19 protein-coding genes are annotated in these 17,962 nt (G+C 39.7%); 12 read left to right on the forward strand and 7 right to left on the reverse strand.

The genetic code is table 11. From position 1 onward, the window contains the following. Nucleotides 1-45 precede the first annotated feature (45 nt). Together tsaE and R2Q94_RS00825 are read right to left on the reverse strand one after the other, a co-directional pair. The gene (tsaE, locus tag R2Q94_RS00820) at nt 46-462 is read right to left on the reverse strand and encodes a tRNA (adenosine(37)-N6)-threonylcarbamoyltransferase complex ATPase subunit type 1 TsaE (protein WP_316819535.1); all 417 of its coding nucleotides are present in this window, start codon (nt 460-462) and stop codon (nt 46-48) included. Between the two features lie 301 nt (nt 463-763). Beyond that, nucleotides 764-2,320: a bifunctional response regulator/alkaline phosphatase family protein gene (locus R2Q94_RS00825; protein ID WP_316819536.1), complete on the reverse strand. Its 1,557-nt coding sequence runs from the start codon at nt 2,318-2,320 to the stop codon at nt 764-766. A 104-nt stretch (nt 2,321-2,424) separates the two neighbouring features. Here R2Q94_RS00825 and R2Q94_RS00830 point away from each other — a divergent pair, with 104 nt between their 5' ends. The 7 genes from R2Q94_RS00830 (at nt 2,425) to R2Q94_RS00860 (ending at nt 9,075) form a co-directional block, all read left to right on the forward strand. Further along, complete coding sequence (locus tag R2Q94_RS00830) at nt 2,425-3,648, forward strand: HD domain-containing protein (RefSeq protein WP_316819537.1); 1,224 nt, start codon at nt 2,425-2,427, stop codon at nt 3,646-3,648. 105 nt (nt 3,649-3,753) lie between these two features. After that, complete coding sequence (gene lpxD / locus R2Q94_RS00835; protein ID WP_316819538.1) at nt 3,754-4,827, forward strand: UDP-3-O-(3-hydroxymyristoyl)glucosamine N-acyltransferase; 1,074 nt, start codon at nt 3,754-3,756, stop codon at nt 4,825-4,827. After that, the gene (locus R2Q94_RS00840) at nt 4,827-6,239 is read left to right on the forward strand and encodes a bifunctional UDP-3-O-[3-hydroxymyristoyl] N-acetylglucosamine deacetylase/3-hydroxyacyl-ACP dehydratase (protein ID WP_316819539.1); all 1,413 of its coding nucleotides are present in this window, start codon (nt 4,827-4,829) and stop codon (nt 6,237-6,239) included. The genes lpxD and R2Q94_RS00840 overlap by 1 nt, the downstream gene beginning before the upstream one ends. Beyond that, nucleotides 6,236-7,021, forward strand: coding sequence for an acyl-ACP--UDP-N-acetylglucosamine O-acyltransferase (gene lpxA / locus R2Q94_RS00845; RefSeq protein WP_316819540.1), 786 nt, complete (start codon nt 6,236-6,238; stop codon nt 7,019-7,021). The genes R2Q94_RS00840 and lpxA overlap by 4 nt, the downstream gene beginning before the upstream one ends. Before the next feature lie 9 nt (nt 7,022-7,030). Then, nucleotides 7,031-7,645 (forward strand): ABC transporter ATP-binding protein, encoded by a 615-nt coding sequence (locus R2Q94_RS00850; protein ID WP_316819541.1) that lies wholly within the window; start codon nt 7,031-7,033, stop codon nt 7,643-7,645. A 158-nt stretch (nt 7,646-7,803) separates the two neighbouring features. Then, entirely contained in the window at nt 7,804-8,364 is a 561-nt protein-coding gene (gene efp / locus R2Q94_RS00855; RefSeq protein WP_316819542.1) for an elongation factor P, read from the forward strand. A 141-nt stretch (nt 8,365-8,505) separates the two neighbouring features. Next, complete coding sequence (locus R2Q94_RS00860; protein ID WP_316819543.1) at nt 8,506-9,075, forward strand: 5-formyltetrahydrofolate cyclo-ligase; 570 nt, start codon at nt 8,506-8,508, stop codon at nt 9,073-9,075. 11 nt (nt 9,076-9,086) lie between these two features. On the opposite strand, the gene R2Q94_RS00865 is transcribed toward R2Q94_RS00860, so the two are convergent. Genes R2Q94_RS00865 through R2Q94_RS00880 form a run of 4 tightly spaced genes read right to left on the reverse strand, consistent with a single transcriptional unit; the run spans nt 9,087 to nt 12,879 of the window. Continuing rightward, nucleotides 9,087-10,082: a formimidoylglutamase gene (locus R2Q94_RS00865; protein ID WP_316819544.1), complete on the reverse strand. Its 996-nt coding sequence runs from the start codon at nt 10,080-10,082 to the stop codon at nt 9,087-9,089. Beyond that, entirely contained in the window at nt 10,082-11,326 is a 1,245-nt protein-coding gene (hutI, locus tag R2Q94_RS00870; protein ID WP_316819545.1) for an imidazolonepropionase, read from the reverse strand. Before hutI ends, R2Q94_RS00865 begins: the two co-directional genes overlap by 1 nt. Nucleotides 11,327-11,336: 10 nt before the next feature. Then, nucleotides 11,337-12,107 carry an exodeoxyribonuclease III gene (locus R2Q94_RS00875; RefSeq protein ID WP_316819546.1) on the reverse strand — a complete coding sequence of 257 codons (771 nt, stop codon included), beginning with the start codon at nt 12,105-12,107 and terminating at the stop codon, nt 11,337-11,339. Between the two features lie 46 nt (nt 12,108-12,153). Continuing rightward, nucleotides 12,154-12,879, reverse strand: a complete 726-nt coding sequence (locus R2Q94_RS00880) for a peptidylprolyl isomerase (protein ID WP_316819547.1) — start codon at nt 12,877-12,879, stop codon at nt 12,154-12,156. Between the two features lie 94 nt (nt 12,880-12,973). Here R2Q94_RS00880 and R2Q94_RS00885 point away from each other — a divergent pair, with 94 nt between their 5' ends. From R2Q94_RS00885 to ygiD, 5 genes are all read left to right on the forward strand, one after another. Next, nucleotides 12,974-13,372, forward strand: coding sequence for an HYC_CC_PP family protein (locus tag R2Q94_RS00885; protein WP_316819548.1), 399 nt, complete (start codon nt 12,974-12,976; stop codon nt 13,370-13,372). 105 nt (nt 13,373-13,477) lie between these two features. After that, nucleotides 13,478-14,014, forward strand: coding sequence for a heavy-metal-associated domain-containing protein (locus R2Q94_RS00890; protein WP_316819549.1), 537 nt, complete (start codon nt 13,478-13,480; stop codon nt 14,012-14,014). A gap of 9 nt (nt 14,015-14,023) precedes the next feature. Next, entirely contained in the window at nt 14,024-14,836 is an 813-nt protein-coding gene (locus R2Q94_RS00895) for a hypothetical protein (RefSeq protein ID WP_316819550.1), read from the forward strand. A gap of 83 nt (nt 14,837-14,919) precedes the next feature. Next, nucleotides 14,920-15,492, forward strand: coding sequence for a YceI family protein (locus R2Q94_RS00900; protein WP_316819551.1), 573 nt, complete (start codon nt 14,920-14,922; stop codon nt 15,490-15,492). A gap of 117 nt (nt 15,493-15,609) precedes the next feature. Next, a complete protein-coding gene (gene ygiD, locus R2Q94_RS00905; RefSeq protein ID WP_316819552.1) occupies nt 15,610-16,437 on the forward strand; it encodes a 4,5-DOPA dioxygenase extradiol in 828 nt (275 codons plus the stop codon). Nucleotide 16,438: 1 nt separating this feature from the next. Here ygiD and R2Q94_RS00910 read toward each other — a convergent pair whose 3' ends face one another. Then, nucleotides 16,439-17,839: an aldehyde dehydrogenase family protein gene (locus R2Q94_RS00910; protein WP_316819553.1), complete on the reverse strand. Its 1,401-nt coding sequence runs from the start codon at nt 17,837-17,839 to the stop codon at nt 16,439-16,441. Nucleotides 17,840-17,962 lie beyond the last annotated feature (123 nt).

Consider the following 17,962-nt stretch of genomic DNA (forward strand, 5'->3'; position numbering starts at 1 on the left):
GACCTGAAATTAAGCAAAATACCTGAAAATAAGTGTATTTGGAATTTAAATTCTGGAAATTGACAGTAATCTTTCAGTTTCTCCAGGAGCAGTAATTTCAATTTTGACATAATGCTCCGGTAGGAGCTCTGATACTTTTTCCGGCCACTCAATCAGGCAAATATGATCTGAATAAAAGTATTCTTCATAACCAATGTCGTACGCTTCCTGAAGATTTTTAATCCTGTAAAAGTCGAAATGATAGATGATACCAGCATGGCCTTCATATTCATTGACGATAGAAAAAGTAGGACTTGAGACCACTTCAGTCACACCTAATGCTTTCGACAAGGCCTTAATAAACGTTGTCTTGCCGGCACCCATCTCTCCTTCAAAGATAAAAATACGCTCATCCTGAGCAAATTCAAGTACTTTTTGAGCCGCCTGATCCAGGCCGTCTAGATTTTTAACCTCAATTTTCATTCGTTAATCGTTGTCTTTATCGGTAATGAAGTTTTATTCGATGTATAGGATTGTTTTATCCTCGCTCCCAAAATTAGGAAATAATTATAGTGTTATACAACAACGGCCATAGAATTGAGTAGGTAAGGTGTGTTGTTGAGGGATTGGTACTACTTTTTTAAGGCTCTGACCCTACCTCAGCCCTAGCAGAGCCCTAAAAGTTGCCCATTAGGGGGCTTATAGCTGAAAGCTCTATAGCCAGTTTCCCTGAATTTTTTACTCAGGGAAACTGGCTAAAATATAACTTATTCGGTAAGCTTAATTATTTTGAACTATATGTGGCCACAGGGATGATCATTTCTTCCAAAGAGATGCCTCCATGCTGGAAGGTCTCATTATAATAGTTCACAAACTGATTGTAGTTGTTTTGATAAACGAAATAACGGTCTTCTTTAGCAAAAATATAGTTTGAACTGATGTTGATCTTAGGCAATTGAGCTTCATGTGGATTCTTAATTAAAAACACTTCCTTGGCGTTATAATTCAGATTTCTCCCTTGCTTATAACGTAAATTTGTATTGGTGTTTCTATCTCCAATTACTTTGCTTGCATGTTTTACACGAATTGTTCCATGGTCCGTAGTGATCACTAGTTTTACTTTTTTCTGCGCAAGTTTTTTCAGGAGTTCCATCAAAGGAGAATGCTCAAACCAGGACAGGGTTAAAGAACGGTAAGCAGCATCGTCGTTGGCCAGCTCACGGATCATTTGCATGTCTGTCCGGGCATGCGAAAGCATGTCTACGAAATTATAAACGATCGCATTAAAGTCGTTATGCAGGAGGTTATTCAGTTGCTCATTCAATGCCTTACCATCATCATAGGTGAGTATCTTATGATAACTATGTTTACAGTCTTTGCGGAAAGTTCTTTTAATGTTTTCTGTCAGGAAAGCCCCTTCATGTAAGTTTTTTCCGCCTTCATCATCGTCATTTTGCCATAATTGAGGGAAGCGCTTCTCCATTTCCAAAGGCATAAGACCTGAGAAAATCGAATTTCTTGCATATTGGGTCGCAGTTGGAAGAATACTAGAGTACGTATCTTCTTCATCCAGGCGAAAATGTTCGGTGATTAAAGGGTTGATGATTTTCCACTGATCGTATCTTAAATTGTCTATCAGGATAAAAAACACCGGCACATTGTTGTCGTTAATGAGTGGGAAGGCTTTCTTTTTCAATAAATCATTTGAAAGTAAAGGGGCCTTTTCTTTACCATTCACCCAACCTAAATAATGGTCTTCAATGAATTTTGAAAACTGTGCATTGGCTTCCGATTTTTGCATCGTCAGGATTTCATGCATCTGTGGGTCATCCAGTTTTTCCAGCTCCAGCTCCCAGAATACCAGTTTCTTGTAAACATCAACCCATTCCTCATAACTGAGCTTGTCATTTAAGGTCATCCCAAGTCTGCGGAAATCCTGCTGATAAGCCATAGATGTCTTTTCGCTGACTAAACGCTTATTGTCTATGATCTTTTTAATGGTCAATAATACCTGCTTTGGGTTCACGGGCTTAATCAGATAGTCATCGATTTTTGAACCAATCGCGTCTTCCATTAAGTTTTCTTCCTCACTTTTGGTAATCAATACTACAGGAACATCATTCCTGATGTTTTTAATGGCAGTAAGGGTTTCCAATCCGGTTAGTCCCGGCATATTTTCATCTAAAAATACCAGGTCAAAGTGTTCTTTACCAAAAGCTTCCAGCGCGTCATTGCCGTTGGTAAAAGTGGTCACATGGTATCCTTTTTCGTTTAGTAATAGTATGTGTGGTTTTAATAAGTTGATCTCATCGTCGGCCCATAAAATTTTGGTTTCCTGCATTGCTGTACTTATAAAATAAAATTAAATCTTTCAAAAAAGTATTTCTCTTTCTTAGTATGGATAAAAATAGCAATTTTTGTACCGTATAATTTTATTTATAAGGATTGAACAAAAAGAAAATCATAAATGACCCTGTCTATGGCTTCATAAATATCCCCTCTGAAATGGTGTTTGACTTGATCTCACATCCCTATTTTCAGCGGTTAAGATATATAAAGCAATTAGGGATGACTCATTTGGTGTACCCAGGAGCCCTGCACACCAGGTTTCATCATGCGCTGGGCGCAATGCATTTAATGAGCCTCGCTTTGGAAATCCTTAAGAGTAAAGGGCAGGAAATTAGCAGGGAAGAAGAAGAAGCGGCAACGATCGCTATTCTTTTACATGACATCGGACATGGACCTTTTTCTCATGCGCTGGAGCATACGCTTGTCAATGGCATTCATCATGAAACGATATCCATGATGATCATGGAAAAGTTAAATGTAGAGTTTGAGGGTCGTCTAACCATGGCGATTAACATTTTTAAAGGCGATTATCACAAAAAATTCCTCACTCAGCTGGTTTCAGGACAACTGGACCTGGACCGTATGGATTACCTGAACCGCGACAGTTTCTTTACCGGGGTGAGTGAAGGTGTAATCAGTTTTGATCGCATCATCAAAATGTTCAATGTATTGGACGGTGAACTGGTGATTGAAGAGAAGGGAATGTATTCGATTGAGAATTTTCTGATTGCAAGAAGACTCATGTACTGGCAGGTTTACCTGCATAAAACGGTGGTTGCCGGAGAGTACCTGCTGGTTAAAATACTGGAACGTGCAAAGGAACTTTCGGCTAAAGGAGCAACTCTTTTTGCTACGCCGGCTTTACAGCATTTTCTTAAAAATGACATTAATAAAGCTGGTTTCTTCCAAGATGAGGTTCATCTGAAAGCGTTTTTCAAGCTGGATGATCAGGATATCATGGCATCGGTAAAAGTCTGGACAGATCATTCTGACCCGATTTTATCGGAATTATGTAATATGTTTATCCGTCGCAACCTTTATAAAGTAGAAATCAGTACGGAGGCTCCAGATCCGGATCGTGTTCAACAGTTAAAAGATCAGACTGCGGAAAGGTTTAAACTGAATCTCCAGGATGTTGGTTATTTTGTCTTTACAGATCAAATAGAGAACCGTGCCTACAATGCAGGAAGCGGGAATATCAACATTCTAATGAAAAATAATACCATTATTGACATTGCAAAAGCATCGGATTTATCTAATTTGGAATCATTGGATAAAACGGTCACCAAACATATACTATGCTATCCTAGAATGATTTAGCATTTTTTAACAATTTAATTAATTTTTAATCCCGTTTTTAGATTGAATAATAATAACCTAAATAGGTTTATTTGTTCATATCAATTTAACACTTAACTTTGTACGATGCAATTTACTGCCAAGCAGATAAGCGAATTTATAGATGGCACCATTGAAGGCGATGAAAATGCTAAGGTAACAGAACTTTCTAAGATAGAAAATGGAACTGCTGGGTCTTTATGTTTTTTGTCTAATCCTAAATATGAAAACTATTTATACTCAACGAAGGCTTCTGTAGTCATCGTAGGGAATGATTTTTTTCCATCTCAACCTGTAGAAAGCACTTTAATTAAAGTGGCAGATCCTTATAGTGCCTTTTCCGTTTTACTGGAGAAATACAATGAGGTCATCAATCAAATGAATGTTCAATCTGGAATTGAACAGCCAAGCTTTATCCATCCTTCTGCAAAAATTGGAAAGAATGTATTTATTGCAGCCTTCAGTTATATCAGTGAGAATGTGGTGATTGGTGACGATACCAAGATCCAATCGCAAGTATATGTGGGTCCGGATACCTTAATTGGAAATAATTGTCAGATTTTTCCTGGCGTGAAAATATATAACCGCTCTGTTCTTGGAAACAATATTGTTATTCATAGCAATACTGTAATAGGCAGCGATGGTTTTGGTTTTGCACCACAACCAGACGGCACTTATTCGAAGATTGCGCAGATCGGAAATGTAGTGATCGAAGACGATGTTGAAATTGGGGCAAATGCTGCAATAGACAGGGCTACAATGGGCTCAACTTTCATTAGAAAAGGAGTGAAACTAGACAATCTGATTCAGATTGCACACAATGTAGACGTAGGTGCAAATACAGTAGTTGCTGCTCAAACCGGAATCTCAGGTAGTACTAAAGTGGGAGAAAATTCTGTTATCGGCGGACAAGTTGGTATTGCCGGTCATCTGAGTCTTGCCAAAGGTACTCAGATTGGTGCTCAGGCAGGAATCAACTCTAGTATTACCACTGAATTTAAGCAATGGCATGGCAGCCCAGCCCAGCCTTTAAGAGATTGGATGAGGGCTTCAGTGATCTTTAAACAATTGCCAAGCGTAGAAAAACGAATCATGGCATTAGAAAATACTATCTCAGAACTCAAAGCATTAATTGAACAAAACAGCACAATAGCAAAATAATGAATGTGAAGCAAAAAACCATTAAAGGCGAAGTTTCAGTTTCAGGCGTAGGCCTGCATACGGGAGCAAATGTGACGCTTACTTTTTGTCCGGCACCAGAAAATCACGGATTTAAATTTCAAAGAACCGATTTGCCAGGAAGTCCGATTGTTGATGCTGATTGTGACAACGTAACAGACACTGCAAGAGGAACTACAATTACGCAGAACGGCGCTAGTATCAGTACTGTGGAGCATGTAATGGCTTCTTTAGTGGGTATGGATCTGGATAACGTGTTGATCAAACTGGATGGGCCTGAAACCCCGATCATGGATGGAAGTGCCATTTTATTCCTGGAAGCATTGGAAAGTGTTGGAACTCAGCTGCAAAGTGTAGATCGTGAGTATTTCACAATTCCTCATAACATTACCTATACTGAGCCAGATAGAAAAGTTGAAATCGTGGCGATGCCATTGGATGATTACAGGTTTACCTGTATGATCGACTATAATTCTCCTGTTTTAGGTAGTCAGCATGCTGGTATTTCCAGTATTGCCGAGTTTAAAAAAGAAATTGCTTCCTGCAGAACTTTCTGTTTCCTTCATGAATTGGAATATCAACTTCAAAACAACTTGATCAAAGGGGGAGATTTGAACAATGCCATCGTGATCGTGGATAAAGAAGTGACTAAAGAAGAGTTAGACCATCTGGCCACCATCTTCAATAGAGCGGCGATAGAAGTGGCTCCTCAGGGCATTTTAAATAATATGGAATTGAGGTATCAGAATGAGCCTGCAAGACATAAATTATTGGATATGATCGGTGATCTTGCCTTAGTCGGCGTTCATTTAAAAGGTCATATTATGGCTGCACGTCCCGGACATGCTGCCAATGTGGCTTTTGCTAAGAAAATCAAAGCAGCCATTAAAAAAGAAAAAAATAAAAAAGTGCAGCATGTTTATGATCCATCTGTAAAACCACTTTATGATGTGGTACAGATCATGGATATTCTGCCACACAGACAGCCCTTCCTGTTTATTGATAAAATTTTGGAATTGTCTAAAACACACGTAGTTGGTGTTAAAAATGTAACGATGAATGAAGAGTTCTTCAAAGGACACTTCCCTGGTGCACCAGTATTTCCTGGTGTGATTCAGATCGAAGCAATGGCACAAACTGGTGGTATTTTAGTTTTAAGTACCGTAGAAGATCCAAGAAATTACCTGACTTTGTTCTTGAAAATTGACAATGTGCGTTTTAGAGCCCAGGTATCTCCTGGTGATACAATCGTGTTCAGATGTGACTTAATGGAGCCCATCAGAAGAGGCATCGCTCAAATGAAAGGTGTCGGTATGGTAGGAGGTAAAGTTGTTGTGGAAGCAGAGATGATGGCCCAAATTGTTAAAGTTAAAGAAAGCGAAACCGTATCATGATACAACCCTTAGCGTATATACATCCGCAGGCAAAGATTGCCGATAATGTAGTAATTGAGCCTTTTGCAGTGATACACAAGGATGTAGAAATTGGGGAAGGAACCTGGATCGGTTCTAATGTGGTCATCATGGATGGCGCTAGAATTGGTAAAAATTGCCGTGTATTTCCTGGATCTGTGATCTCAGGAGTGCCTCAGGATTTGAAATTTGCAGGGGAAGTAACGACTGCAGAAATTGGCGATAATACCACGATCAGAGAGTGTGTAACCATCAATAGAGGAACTAAAGACAAATGGAAAACTGTAATTGGCAGTAACTGTTTGATCCAGGCTTATTCTCATGTTGCTCACGATTGTGAGGTGGGTAATCACTGTATTTTTTCGAACAGCACTACACTTGCAGGACACATCACCATTGGTGACTATGTAGTTCTTGCTGGTTTGGTTGCCATTCATCAGTTTGTAAAAGTTGGTTCTCATGCCTTTGTAACCGGTGGTTCATTGGTAAGAAAAGACGTACCTCCATATGTGAAAGCTGCTCGTGAGCCGCTTTCTTATGCCGGGATTAATTCGGTTGGTTTGAGAAGAAGAGGTTTTACTTCGGAACAAATCAATGAAATTCAGGAAATTTATCGTGTGTTATTTGTGAAACATAACAATGTAAGTAAAGCATTGGATATGATTGAAGCAGAATTTGCACCAACAGAAATTAGAGACGAAATCTTAGAATTCATCAGAAACTCAAACAGAGGTGTGATGAAGGGCTTTGGTTCAGGTAGCTAATCATTATTGATGAAAATCAGCTTAGATAAGGCCGGCAGACGGTTTAACCAGGAGTGGATTTTTCGTAACCTGAGTTATGAATTTGAGCAAGCTGGTCGTTATGCCATCCTTGGGCCAAATGGTTCAGGAAAATCGACCTTATTGAGTATGATTCTTGGAAATTTATCTCCTTCTGAAGGCAAAATAAGCTATCAGAAGGAGAAAATTGTACCGGTAGAACAGATTTATCAGCACCTGAGTTTTGCAGCACCTTATCTGGATTTGATTGAAGAGTTTACGCTGGAAGAGACGATAGACTTTCATTTCAAATTTAAAGGCCTGTATAAAGATATGTCTAAAGAAGGGGTATTGGACTTGCTTGGACTGGAGAAGTCGCAGGATAAGGCTTTAAAATACTTCTCCTCTGGAATGAAACAACGCACCAAACTGGCATTAGCCTTCTGCACGGATACTCCAATCTTACTTTTAGATGAGCCAACTTCCAATCTTGATCAGCAGGGTATAGACTGGTATTTGAGCTTAATTGCCAACTTTACAGACAAAAGATTAGTCATAGTAGGGTCAAATCAGGAGGTCGAGTATTCATTTTGCCAGCATTTCATTCAGGTAACTGACTATAAATAATGTAACATTTTCATTTTTTTTCGCCCTTGAATGGCGTTTAAACGAAGAAAACAGCATAAATAAATATTTTTTTAAAATACTATTGTAGGATTCATAAATAGTTTATACCTTTGCGGAACGAAATGAGGGCCGGATGGTTAAGCAAAATTTCAGATAAAATGGCAAAAGCATCAGACGTAAAAAGCGGAAATATTCTTCGGTTTAACGGAGAGTTGGTTCAAGTTGAAGAATTTCTTCACAGAACACCTGGAAATCTCAGGGCTTTTTATCAGGCAAAAATGCGAAATATTAAAACCGGAAAATTGGTTGAATATAGATTTCGCACAGATGAAGAAGTAACCATTTGTCGGGTGGAAACCAATGATTACCAATATTTATATGATGATGGTGATTATTTGGTGGTCATGGACACAAACTCTTATGAGCAGTTTAACATTCCAAGAGCATTATTTGGAGAAAGTGTTAAATTCTTGAAAGAAGGAATGAATGTAATTATCGCATTTGAAAGTGAAGAGCCGATTATGGCGCAGACACCTTCACATGTGGAATTGGAAATTACATATACAGAGCCCGCTGTTAAAGGCGATACCTCTACAAATGCATTGAAATACGCTACTCTGGAAACAGGTGTAGAAATAAAAGTTCCGTTGTTTGTCAATCAAGGCGATAAAGTCAAAATTGATACACGTTACGGAGAATATATAGAAAGAGTAAAATAAGAATTTTCATAGTTTAGTTTTAGGTTTAGGTTGATTGTGGCTTCGGAGTGGTTCCCGAAGCCATCTTTTTTTAAAAGGTTTTTTTATCTTGAGGATTCCAGGAGGACTGTTTAGAAAAACCCGGGATTAGTGATATAAAACATGGATAAAGCCAGCATCAGAAAACGTATTCTGCCCATCAGAAAAGGATTATCTCCTGAAGTTGTACAAGAACTTAGCGAAAAATTATTAAACCAGTTTAAGCAATTGGATCTGGCTGAGGTTAAAACCCTTCATATTTTCTTACCTATTAAATCGCAGAACGAGCCCAATACTTTTCTGATCATCGATTGGTTGAAAAAGTATCATCCAGCGCTTAAAATTGTTATCCCAAGAGCAGACTTTGAAACATCACTGATGACGCATCATTATTTTGAAGGGATGGAGGATCTTGAACTGAACGCCTACCAGATTCTGGAACCTGCAAAAGCCAAAATTCATTCTGGAGAGATCGAAATGGTGATCGTACCATTGATCGCCTTTGATAAGAATGGATACCGTGTGGGCTATGGAAAGGGATTTTATGACCGGTTTTTGTCGGGAATACAAACCAAAAAAATCGGTTTGTCACTTCTGGATGAATTGGTGGAAATCGACAATGTCAACGAGCATGACGTACGACTCGATCAATGCCTTACCCCGGATAAGGTGTATACCTTTCCTCTTTCTTAAAAAAAGTTGAACTAAATCGACTCCTCAGTGAAGAGTAACGATTGTGCTTTTATAAAATCGCTGATCAGGTAAGCGATGGATTTTGCAGTACCTATACTCGTTCGGCCATCTGCCATTTGTATGGCACCTTCGCAAACATGCATATAAGCGAATTTCTTTTTCAATTGAAGGATGATCCTCCTGATGTCGTTAATTTGGAATCCTGAAGGCGTAAATGCACTTGAGAGGACATTTTCTATGCAGTCGAGGTCTATTTCTAATCCTGTTTCATTGCTGAAGTCGGCAATCAGTGGTTTTAATGCTTCAGCATAAGATAATCCATTGCTTAAAAGCTCATCGAAAAATACGGCGCTGATCTTTGGATTTTCCGCAATTTCTTTCAGAATTGCGCTGTTGTTATAGTTTTGATGCAGGCCAAAAATCGCATAACGTTCCAGGTAGCCATGCTGTAAAGCATAACTAAAGCCGTTACCACTATGTCTGCCCTGAACAGGCCGTAAGTCGGCATGAGCATCAATATTTAAGGCATTCATCGGTTTTTCTGATCCCATCGCGCATCCTTTTAAGATCGGATATGCATTATTATGCCCTCCACCAATAATAATTGGCGTTTTTCCTGCCTCAATGATCTTTTGAATCACAGGGTAAACGGCTTCATCAATTGCCGCAACGGCATTTTCCAGTTCGGATATTCCACTGGATTTAGGTACTTCAAAGTTAAAATGACCTAGTATCATTAACTCTTTTCCACTAAAAAATGCGGTGCTCTGAATGTTGAGCAGTGCCTTTAGCGCAGGAATCCAGGCCGAAGCGGCACCGGCAATCCCATGATTGGCCCTAACACCAATATCTTCAGGAATTCCCAGCAGAACAAATTTGACAGAACTATTTTTTAATTGTTCCCAGCCAGAAAAAAGGGCGACCTGTTCTCCAAGTTTTATTTCCCCTTCCCGTTGATTGACCAGCGCTTTAATTGTTGCGCTTTCGTATGTTTCCAGTGTTTCCATTATTGGATTTTACCGTTGAGAATGACCGTTTTTATCTGTGATTGTCCGAAGCTATAAGGTAAGAAGGCCAGAGATGAAATGGCTCTGGTAATGATTAAGTTTGCTTTTTTTCCTTTTGTAATGCTACCGGTTGTTGCACTTAACTCCATCGCTGCAGCTCCGTTTAAGGTACAGGCGTTGATGGCTTCTTCAGGGAGCATTTTTAATTTGATACAGCCTAAAGAAAGGACGAAATTCATATTACCGGAAGGGCTAGACCCAGGGTTATAATCACTGGCTAATGCCACTGGGGCATTTGCCTGAATTAAAGCCCTTGCATTTGCAAAGGGGATACCCAGATAGAATGAGCAGGAAGGTAATAAGGTCGCTATTGTATTTCCATTTGATAATGCCGCAATGGTTGCTTCATCGGTTGCCTCTAAATGATCCACAGATACGGCCTGATGTTTTACACCGACCTGAACTCCTCCTGATACGGACAACTGATTGGCGTGAATCTTTGGTTTAAGTCCATATTTTGCCGCCGCGCTTAGCAATTGATCGGTTTCTTCTACAGAAAAGAAGCCTTGTTCACAAAACACATCCATATAATCGGCCAGGCCTTCTGTTGCAATTTGGGGCAACATCTGGTTGATAATAATGGATATATAAGCCTGATGATCGTTTTTATAAGCCAGGGGGAAAGCATGAGCGGCTAAAAAGCTTGCTTTTATCGGGAGCTCAAAGTTTTCCTTAAGTCTTCGGATCACCTTCAGCATTTTGATTTCAGTATCTACCGAGAGGCCGTAACCACTTTTAATCTCTAAGGCGCCTGTACCTTGTTTGATCATGTCGTTCAGACGAAGGGATGCGGCCTGGAATAACATGTCTTCAGTTGCGAGCTGCATCTTTGCTGCAGAGTTTAAAATTCCTCCACCTGCAGCTGCAATTTCCTCATAACTTTTTCCTGCAATTTTCATGACGAACTCTTCTTCCCTCGGAGCGGCAAAGACAATATGAGAATGAGAATCACACCAGGAAGGCAATACATAGCCGCCTTCCGCAGAAAAGGTCTCCAACTCATTTGGGAGTTGTGCAGGAAGGGCTTCCATACTTCCAAAATCGCTGATTAATCCGTTTTCGCAAAGGAGCCAGGCATTTTCCAGACGCGGAAGCATGGCCATTTCTGCTCCTCTGAGCATCAGTAAGTTTTCAGAATGCAAGCCAATAAGGCTGCCGATATGGGTGATCAGTAAGGAAGCCATGATTTGGAAATTATGGGTTTAATTCTAACATTACCGGACAATGGTCGGAATGGACAGCATCTGCTAAAATAGTGACGTTTTTTAGTCTTTCCAGCATCGGTTTACTGGCCAGGTGGTAATCAATACGCCAACCCAGGTTCTTACCTCTTGAGCCGGCCCTGAAACTCCACCAGGTATAATGATGTGGATCTTTGTTAAAGTGTCTGAATGTATCAATAAAGCCATTTGTCAGGAACATTTCCATCCATTCTCTTTCTTCTGGTAAAAATCCAGATGAATTGGCATTAGATTTTGGGTTGTGAATATCGATGGCGGTATGACAGATGTTGTAATCTCCCGAAATGATCAGATTAGGGAATTCTTTTCGCAACTCAGCAATATACTGGTCAAAAAAGCGCATGAATTCGTACTTTTTAACCTGTCTTTCGTCTCCACTTGATCCGGATGGTAAATATACACTCATTAAAGAGAAAGTGTCGAAATCAGCCCTGATGATGCGTCCTTCTTTGTCGATCCACTCTTCTCCACAACCATATTCTACATGGTTGGGTTTAATACGGCTTAGAATAGCTACGCCACTATATCCTTTTTTCTCTGCAGGGAACCAGTAATGGTGATAGCCCAATTGTTCTATTAAGGCCAGGATTTCAGGAATTTGAACAGGTAATGCTTTAACTTCCTGCAGACAAACCATATCGGCATCTGTAGTTTGTAGCCAGCCAATGAAGTTTTTTGTGGTGGCAGAGCGTATGCCGTTGACGTTATAAGAGATGATTTTCATCAGAATTGTTGTGTTTAAATGCTTAATGCGTTGTTTTAATGCTATTTTAAGAAGATGCGTTCAGGGATCCGTTTTTCTGCTCTTCTTTAATTCTCATTTCTTTTTCTATTTTTTTTGCTTCACGACGTTTCAGCAGACTGATGGTCATTTTCACATCCGTGTCTGGGCGGTCATGACCATCGGTAGGAACAGCTGCAATCAGGTCAATTAATTCAATTCCTTTAACAACTTCCCCGTACACGGTATAGTTGCGGTCCAGATGAGGAACACCTCCAAGAGTTTTATAAACTTCCCGCTGATAGGCAGGTATTTTTGCTTTTAAACGATTGGTTTCCGTTTTATCCAGTTCCAGGTCGCTGAACTTCTTACCCTGAACCAGGTAAAACTGACTACCACTGGAAGCTTTCTCGGGATTGTTGTCGCGGGCGGCGGCTAAAACACCTTTTTTATGAAAGAGGCTATCGCGGAATTCTGCAGGAATGGTATAACCAACACTTCCTTCACCCAATTGCTGGCCCGGTGTTGCTTTTTTTGAATCGGGGTCGCCTCCCTGAATCATAAAATCTTTGATTACCCTATGAAATAAAGTACCATTATAAATGCCTTTTTTCGTTAGTTTCACAAAGTTATCACGATGTAATGGGGTTTCATTATAAAGCATAATGATACATTCTCCCAGGTCAGTTTTTAACCGGACGTATTGATGTTTTGGTTTGGCTGCAAAGGCTGTGCTGAAGCATAAGCACAAAATGAGTACGCAAAATTTCTTCATTATTTAGTCAAATTTAGGGCTAAGTTAAGGTAAATCTCCTTTATTAAAAGGGGGAGTCGTTTTCTCTCTCAATTATGACTAATTTTGGGAAAACATGAAGCTGCGACAAAAACTTACATTAGGCCTATGTGCATTTTATCTGATCACCATGATCGGATTTGCATTGAACATGCACTTTTGTGGGGGTAAGCTTTCCGAGGTTCGCTGGATAGAAACAGCAAGCTGTGGTGCCTGTAAAGCTTCAAAAAAGAAACAGGAAGCTGGGGATTGCTGCAAGGATAAATCTGTTGAAGCGAAAATTAAAGACAGTCATCAGGCGGGTACTAAGGTGAAGCTGCCAATAGATTTTAGTCTTGAAATGCTATTTAGCCCCTTGATTTCTGAGGTTTTCCGCGAATTGATGCCTAGCCTATTCAGTAGAATAGAGAACAAGGCCCCTCCATTATCCGCAATTCTATCCCTTCACGCTTACAACTGCGTATTTAGAAATTAGAGCAGGAATAATTTATTTTCCTTTGGACAAGCTTGTTCAGAGGGCTTTGACGCGTTTATATTTCGCGATCAACGAGTTCAATTTTAACACATAAATTATATCCAAATGAATACTATTAAAAGTCTCATCATACTATCTATTGCATTAATTGCAGGAAAAGCATCTGCCCAACAAATTACTACTGCCGAACTTCAGGTAACAGGCTTAACCTGTTCTATGTGCTCGCAAGCTACTGAAAGATCTTTGAAGACCCTGGATTTCGTAGAGACGATCAGCCCTGATCTGAATAAAAACCTTTTCGCGATTACTTTCAAAAAGGATAAATCCGTAAATATTGATCAGATTAGAAAAAAGGTAGAAGATGCAGGTTTCTCTGTGGGGAATCTAACTGCAGTTTTCAATTTTAGTCAGACAAAGGTCGACGATAAAGGTTTGGCAGTTGCCGGAACTAATGTATATCAGTTTTTAAATCAAAAGAATCAGACTTTAAATGGTCCGGTAAGGGCTACAGTGGTTGATAAGGATTTTATTTCAGGTGCCGCATTTAAGAAAAAAGCTGCGCAGTTGAAATCTGAAACTTATGTAAGTGGTTCAGGCCTGGTAAACGGGAAGAAAACACGTATTTATCACCTAAGTATTTAGTAGCAGGGCATGAGATTTCTTAAATTTTTGGTGTTACCTATTGCAATTGCAATAGGTAACACTGCTCAGGCGCAGGAATTATACGTTTTTTCTGAACCTGCCAGCAATATGCCTGCAAAATCACTAGGTTTTAGGTTGACAAATGAGGCCAGAACGAAACCCGATTTTGCCATCAGGACAAGTCCGGAACTGATGCTGGGCTTCAATAAAAATCTAATGGTGCATGCACAGGGATTTCTGTCCAATATGGATGGCAGTTACAAGGCTGAAGGAGCCAGTTTGTATGCCAAATACAGGTTTCTCTCTATCGATGATATGAAGCGTCATTTCCGGGCTGCGGCATTTGGAAGACTCAGTACCAGTAACAGGCCCACTTATACCGAAGATATCAATTTGGAAGGAGACAATTCGGGGATTCAGGGAGGACTTATTTTCACACAGTTGCTGCATAAACTGGCGCTTTCGGCCACTTTAAGCTATACCAAATCTTTCGAATCTAAGTCTAAACAATTGATAGGAATGCCTCAGCCAAATCATATGCTGGGATATAGCCTTTCATCCGGGTATCTGATGCTGCCTTTCGTTTATAAGAATTATAATCAGCCAAATCTGAATCTTTATTTTGAGGTTTTAGGGAAGACAAATCCTGAAAACGGAAGATCTTATGTGGATCTGGCACCAGCGTTGCAGGTGATTATCAACAGCAGAACCCGTATAGATTTAGGCTATAGATTTGAATTGGCAGGAAACATAGACCATCGATATAACAAGAATATGTACATGATCAGGGCGGAGTTCAACTTCTATAATGTGTTGAAATAAGCCCAATCAAGATTTCTTATCATAGGTCAACAATATGACTTTTTAATCGTTATACATTTGTAAATCATTAATATATAGAAATTATGAAAAAGGTATTTTTATTGCTGGTTGCGCTTTCTATCAGCGTTGCGTCTTTCGCACAAACTAAATGGACCATTGATCCAATGCACTCTTTTGTGAACTTCTCAGTAGGTCACATGGGCATTTCATTTGTAGACGGTTCATTCACTAAGTTCAATGGTACTATTGAGGCTGATAAATCAGACTTTATAAATGCTAAAGTGAACTTTACAGTGGATGTAAACAGTATAGAAACGCATGTGGATCCTCGTAACAAGCATTTAAAATCCGATGATTTCTTTAATGCAGAGCAATTCCCAAATATGACTTTTGAAAGTACTTCTTTTAAGAAGTTAAATGGTAAAAACTATGAATTGGCTGGTAAACTAACGATTCGTGATGTGACCAAAGATGTGAAATTCAATGTGGTTTTTGGTGGAACACATACCGATGATAAGGGGACAACAAAAGCGGGGTTTTCGGCAACTACAACAATCAATCGCCTGGACTATAACATCAAATTTGATCCCACAGGAATGGGCGTGGCCAAAGATGTTAAAATCTCTATGAATCTGGAATTTGTTCAGGCTAAATAAGGACTGTGCTACTGTACAAATAGCAATGCAATTTGATGTTTGCTAAGTACGAGCTAATTATATTTTAAATAAGGGTAGCAATGCTGCCCTTATTTTTTACCATTTGTTTTTATAATCATGACCAATTTATCTCAATTTCGAACTTTTAGTCAGAATTTACCCTTGCAGGATTACCTGATGCCCGTTTTATTTATGGGGCATGGTTCTCCGATGAATGGGATTGAAGACAATGAATTCAGTGCAAAATGGGCCGTAATGGCTCAGGATATTCCGGTGCCGACTGCTGTGATGGTGGTTTCTGCACATTGGTTTACCAGGGGGACACATCTGACCGCCATGGACTTTCCTACTACAATTCACGATTTCGGAGGCTTTCCCCAGGCTTTATTTGATGTGGAATACCCAGCTCCCGGAAGCCCTGAACTGGCCATAGCAGCAAAAAAATTGATTCATAGTGTAGAGGTTGGTCTGGATCACGATTGGGGTTTAGATCACGGCGCATGGACGGTATTGAGACATATGTATCCATTGGCTAATATTCCGGTGCTACAGTTGAGTATTGATTATACAAAAGATGCGAGATTTCATTATGAGCTGGCTAATGAGCTTTATGAGCTTCGCAGAAAAGGTGTGCTGATTCTTGGAAGTGGAAATATGGTACATAACCTGAGGATGATGAGCTGGGAAATGATCAATGGCGGAGGGTATGATTGGGCTTTAGAGATCAATGAACAGTTTAAACAGCTTATTTTAAATAATGAGCATCAACCCTTGCAGGCCTATCAGTCGCTGGGAAAAGCAGCGATGCTGGCCATTCCTACACCTGAGCATTATTTGCCGTTGATGTATACGTTAGGATTAAAAAATGAGCGGGAGGGAGTTTCACTTTTCAATGATAAAGCGGTTGGAGGTTCTTTAACGATGACTTCCGTAAGAGTAGGTTGATTTACATGAGCTTCTTCATCCATTTTAATACCCATCCTTTTTTCTCATAAGGAGGATAAATCAGATTGCTCATGTTGAAACTGGATTGAAAAACAACTGCTCTTTCATGAGAAAAGGTTTTAAATCCAAATTGCCCATGGCAACTGCCCAGACCACTGCCATTTACTCCCCCAAAAGGGAGCTTGGGATTACTGATATGGATGAGTACATCATTGACACAGGTGCCACCGGCACTGGTGTTTTTGATCATGTGCTGGGTCTGTTTTTTATCCTGACTAAAGATGTACAATGCAAGCGGTTTATCCATACTATTGATCAATGAAATCGCTTCTTCAATGCTTTTGAAAGGAATAATGGGCAATACAGGTCCAAAAATTTCTTCTTTCATAATGTTGGCATTTTCCGGAAGGGAGCTCAGTATTGTTGGAAGTATGGTTTGTGTAGATGCATCCCCCTTGCCGCCGTAGGACATTTGAGCGCCCTTTTCAATGGCATCAGTAATTAATGCCTCTATGCGGTTAAAATGGCGATTATTAATGATTTTAGCATAGCTATTTAGATTGAGATCACCGGATTCAGTAAAGAACATTTTCTGAACTGCTACTTTATATTTTTCTACAAATATGGCTTGCAGGTGGTCAGGAATCAGGATATAGTCTGGCGCAATACAGGTTTGACCGGCATTGGTGAGTTTTCCCCAGGCTATTTTGGCTGCTGCATCGTCCAAATTGGCTGTTTCATCTATAATCGTTGGAGATTTACCACCCAGTTCCAGGGTTACCGATGTTAGATTTTTAGCCGCAGCCTCCATTACGATCTTGCCAACAGCAGTACTTCCTGTAAAAAAGATGTGATCAAAAGGTAAGCTTAACAGGTGAGTGGAGATTGCGGCATCTCCTTCAAAACAGCAGATTTCTGAATCTTCAAAGCATTCGTCTATTACCCGACAGAGGATAGAGCTGGTTTCAGAACTCAATTCTGAAGGCTTTAAGATGGCACAATTCCCCGCAGCGATCGCAGAAATTAAAGGCGCCATCATCAACTGGAAAGGATAGTTCCATGGGGAAATAATTAGACAAACCCCTTTTGGTTCATAATAAATGCGGTTTTTGGCGGTTAAGGCTGTAATCGTTTTACCTACTTTCATTGGAGACATCCAATTACTCAGGTTTTTTATCGCATAATCTATTTCACTGTAAATGAATACCACTTCTGTTATGGCAGATTCAAACTCACTTTTTCTGAGGTCGCTCCTTAAGGCTGCATAAATTTCCTTTTCATGCTTTTCTATACTGCTCTTTAAGGCACTTAATTTATTAATTCGTTGCGTCGCATTGCTGTTTCTAAGTGTATATTTATACGCTTGCTGTGCTTTAAAAACGGAGTTAATAGTTTGTATCATAAATCCAGGATAGGTTTTGCTAGTAAAAGGACCTTTTGAAAGGTTACTAAATATACAAAATGAAACGATTTTAATACTCATTTTGATTTGTCTGCAGCAAAAAAATATCCGGAATTGTGAATG

Source organism: Pedobacter gandavensis, assembly GCF_032678465.1.
GTDB lineage: Bacteria > Bacteroidota > Bacteroidia > Sphingobacteriales > Sphingobacteriaceae > Pedobacter > Pedobacter gandavensis_B.

What these genes read in the sequence shown, in the direction of transcription:
- R2Q94_RS00840 (WP_316819539.1), top strand. Translation starts at nt 4,827, where the DNA reads ATGAATGTGAAGCAAAAAACCATTAAAGGCGAAGTTTCAGTTTCAGGC.
- R2Q94_RS00875 (WP_316819546.1), bottom strand. Translation starts at nt 12,107, where the DNA reads ATGAAAATCATCTCTTATAACGTCAACGGCATACGCTCTGCCACCACA.
- R2Q94_RS00885 (WP_316819548.1), top strand. Translation starts at nt 12,974, where the DNA reads ATGAAGCTGCGACAAAAACTTACATTAGGCCTATGTGCATTTTATCTG.
- R2Q94_RS00850 (WP_316819541.1), top strand. Translation starts at nt 7,031, where the DNA reads ATGAAAATCAGCTTAGATAAGGCCGGCAGACGGTTTAACCAGGAGTGG.
- efp (WP_316819542.1), top strand. Translation starts at nt 7,804, where the DNA reads ATGGCAAAAGCATCAGACGTAAAAAGCGGAAATATTCTTCGGTTTAAC.
- tsaE (WP_316819535.1), bottom strand. Translation starts at nt 462, where the DNA reads ATGAAAATTGAGGTTAAAAATCTAGACGGCCTGGATCAGGCGGCTCAA.
- R2Q94_RS00880 (WP_316819547.1), bottom strand. Translation starts at nt 12,879, where the DNA reads ATGAAGAAATTTTGCGTACTCATTTTGTGCTTATGCTTCAGCACAGCC.
- ygiD (WP_316819552.1), top strand. Translation starts at nt 15,610, where the DNA reads ATGACCAATTTATCTCAATTTCGAACTTTTAGTCAGAATTTACCCTTG.
- R2Q94_RS00825 (WP_316819536.1), bottom strand. Translation starts at nt 2,320, where the DNA reads ATGCAGGAAACCAAAATTTTATGGGCCGACGATGAGATCAACTTATTA.
- R2Q94_RS00910 (WP_316819553.1), bottom strand. Translation starts at nt 17,839, where the DNA reads ATGATACAAACTATTAACTCCGTTTTTAAAGCACAGCAAGCGTATAAA.
- R2Q94_RS00900 (WP_316819551.1), top strand. Translation starts at nt 14,920, where the DNA reads ATGAAAAAGGTATTTTTATTGCTGGTTGCGCTTTCTATCAGCGTTGCG.
- lpxD (WP_316819538.1), top strand. Translation starts at nt 3,754, where the DNA reads ATGCAATTTACTGCCAAGCAGATAAGCGAATTTATAGATGGCACCATT.
- R2Q94_RS00860 (WP_316819543.1), top strand. Translation starts at nt 8,506, where the DNA reads ATGGATAAAGCCAGCATCAGAAAACGTATTCTGCCCATCAGAAAAGGA.
- R2Q94_RS00890 (WP_316819549.1), top strand. Translation starts at nt 13,478, where the DNA reads ATGAATACTATTAAAAGTCTCATCATACTATCTATTGCATTAATTGCA.
- R2Q94_RS00865 (WP_316819544.1), bottom strand. Translation starts at nt 10,082, where the DNA reads ATGGAAACACTGGAAACATACGAAAGCGCAACAATTAAAGCGCTGGTC.
- hutI (WP_316819545.1), bottom strand. Translation starts at nt 11,326, where the DNA reads ATGGCTTCCTTACTGATCACCCATATCGGCAGCCTTATTGGCTTGCAT.
- lpxA (WP_316819540.1), top strand. Translation starts at nt 6,236, where the DNA reads ATGATACAACCCTTAGCGTATATACATCCGCAGGCAAAGATTGCCGAT.
- R2Q94_RS00895 (WP_316819550.1), top strand. Translation starts at nt 14,024, where the DNA reads ATGAGATTTCTTAAATTTTTGGTGTTACCTATTGCAATTGCAATAGGT.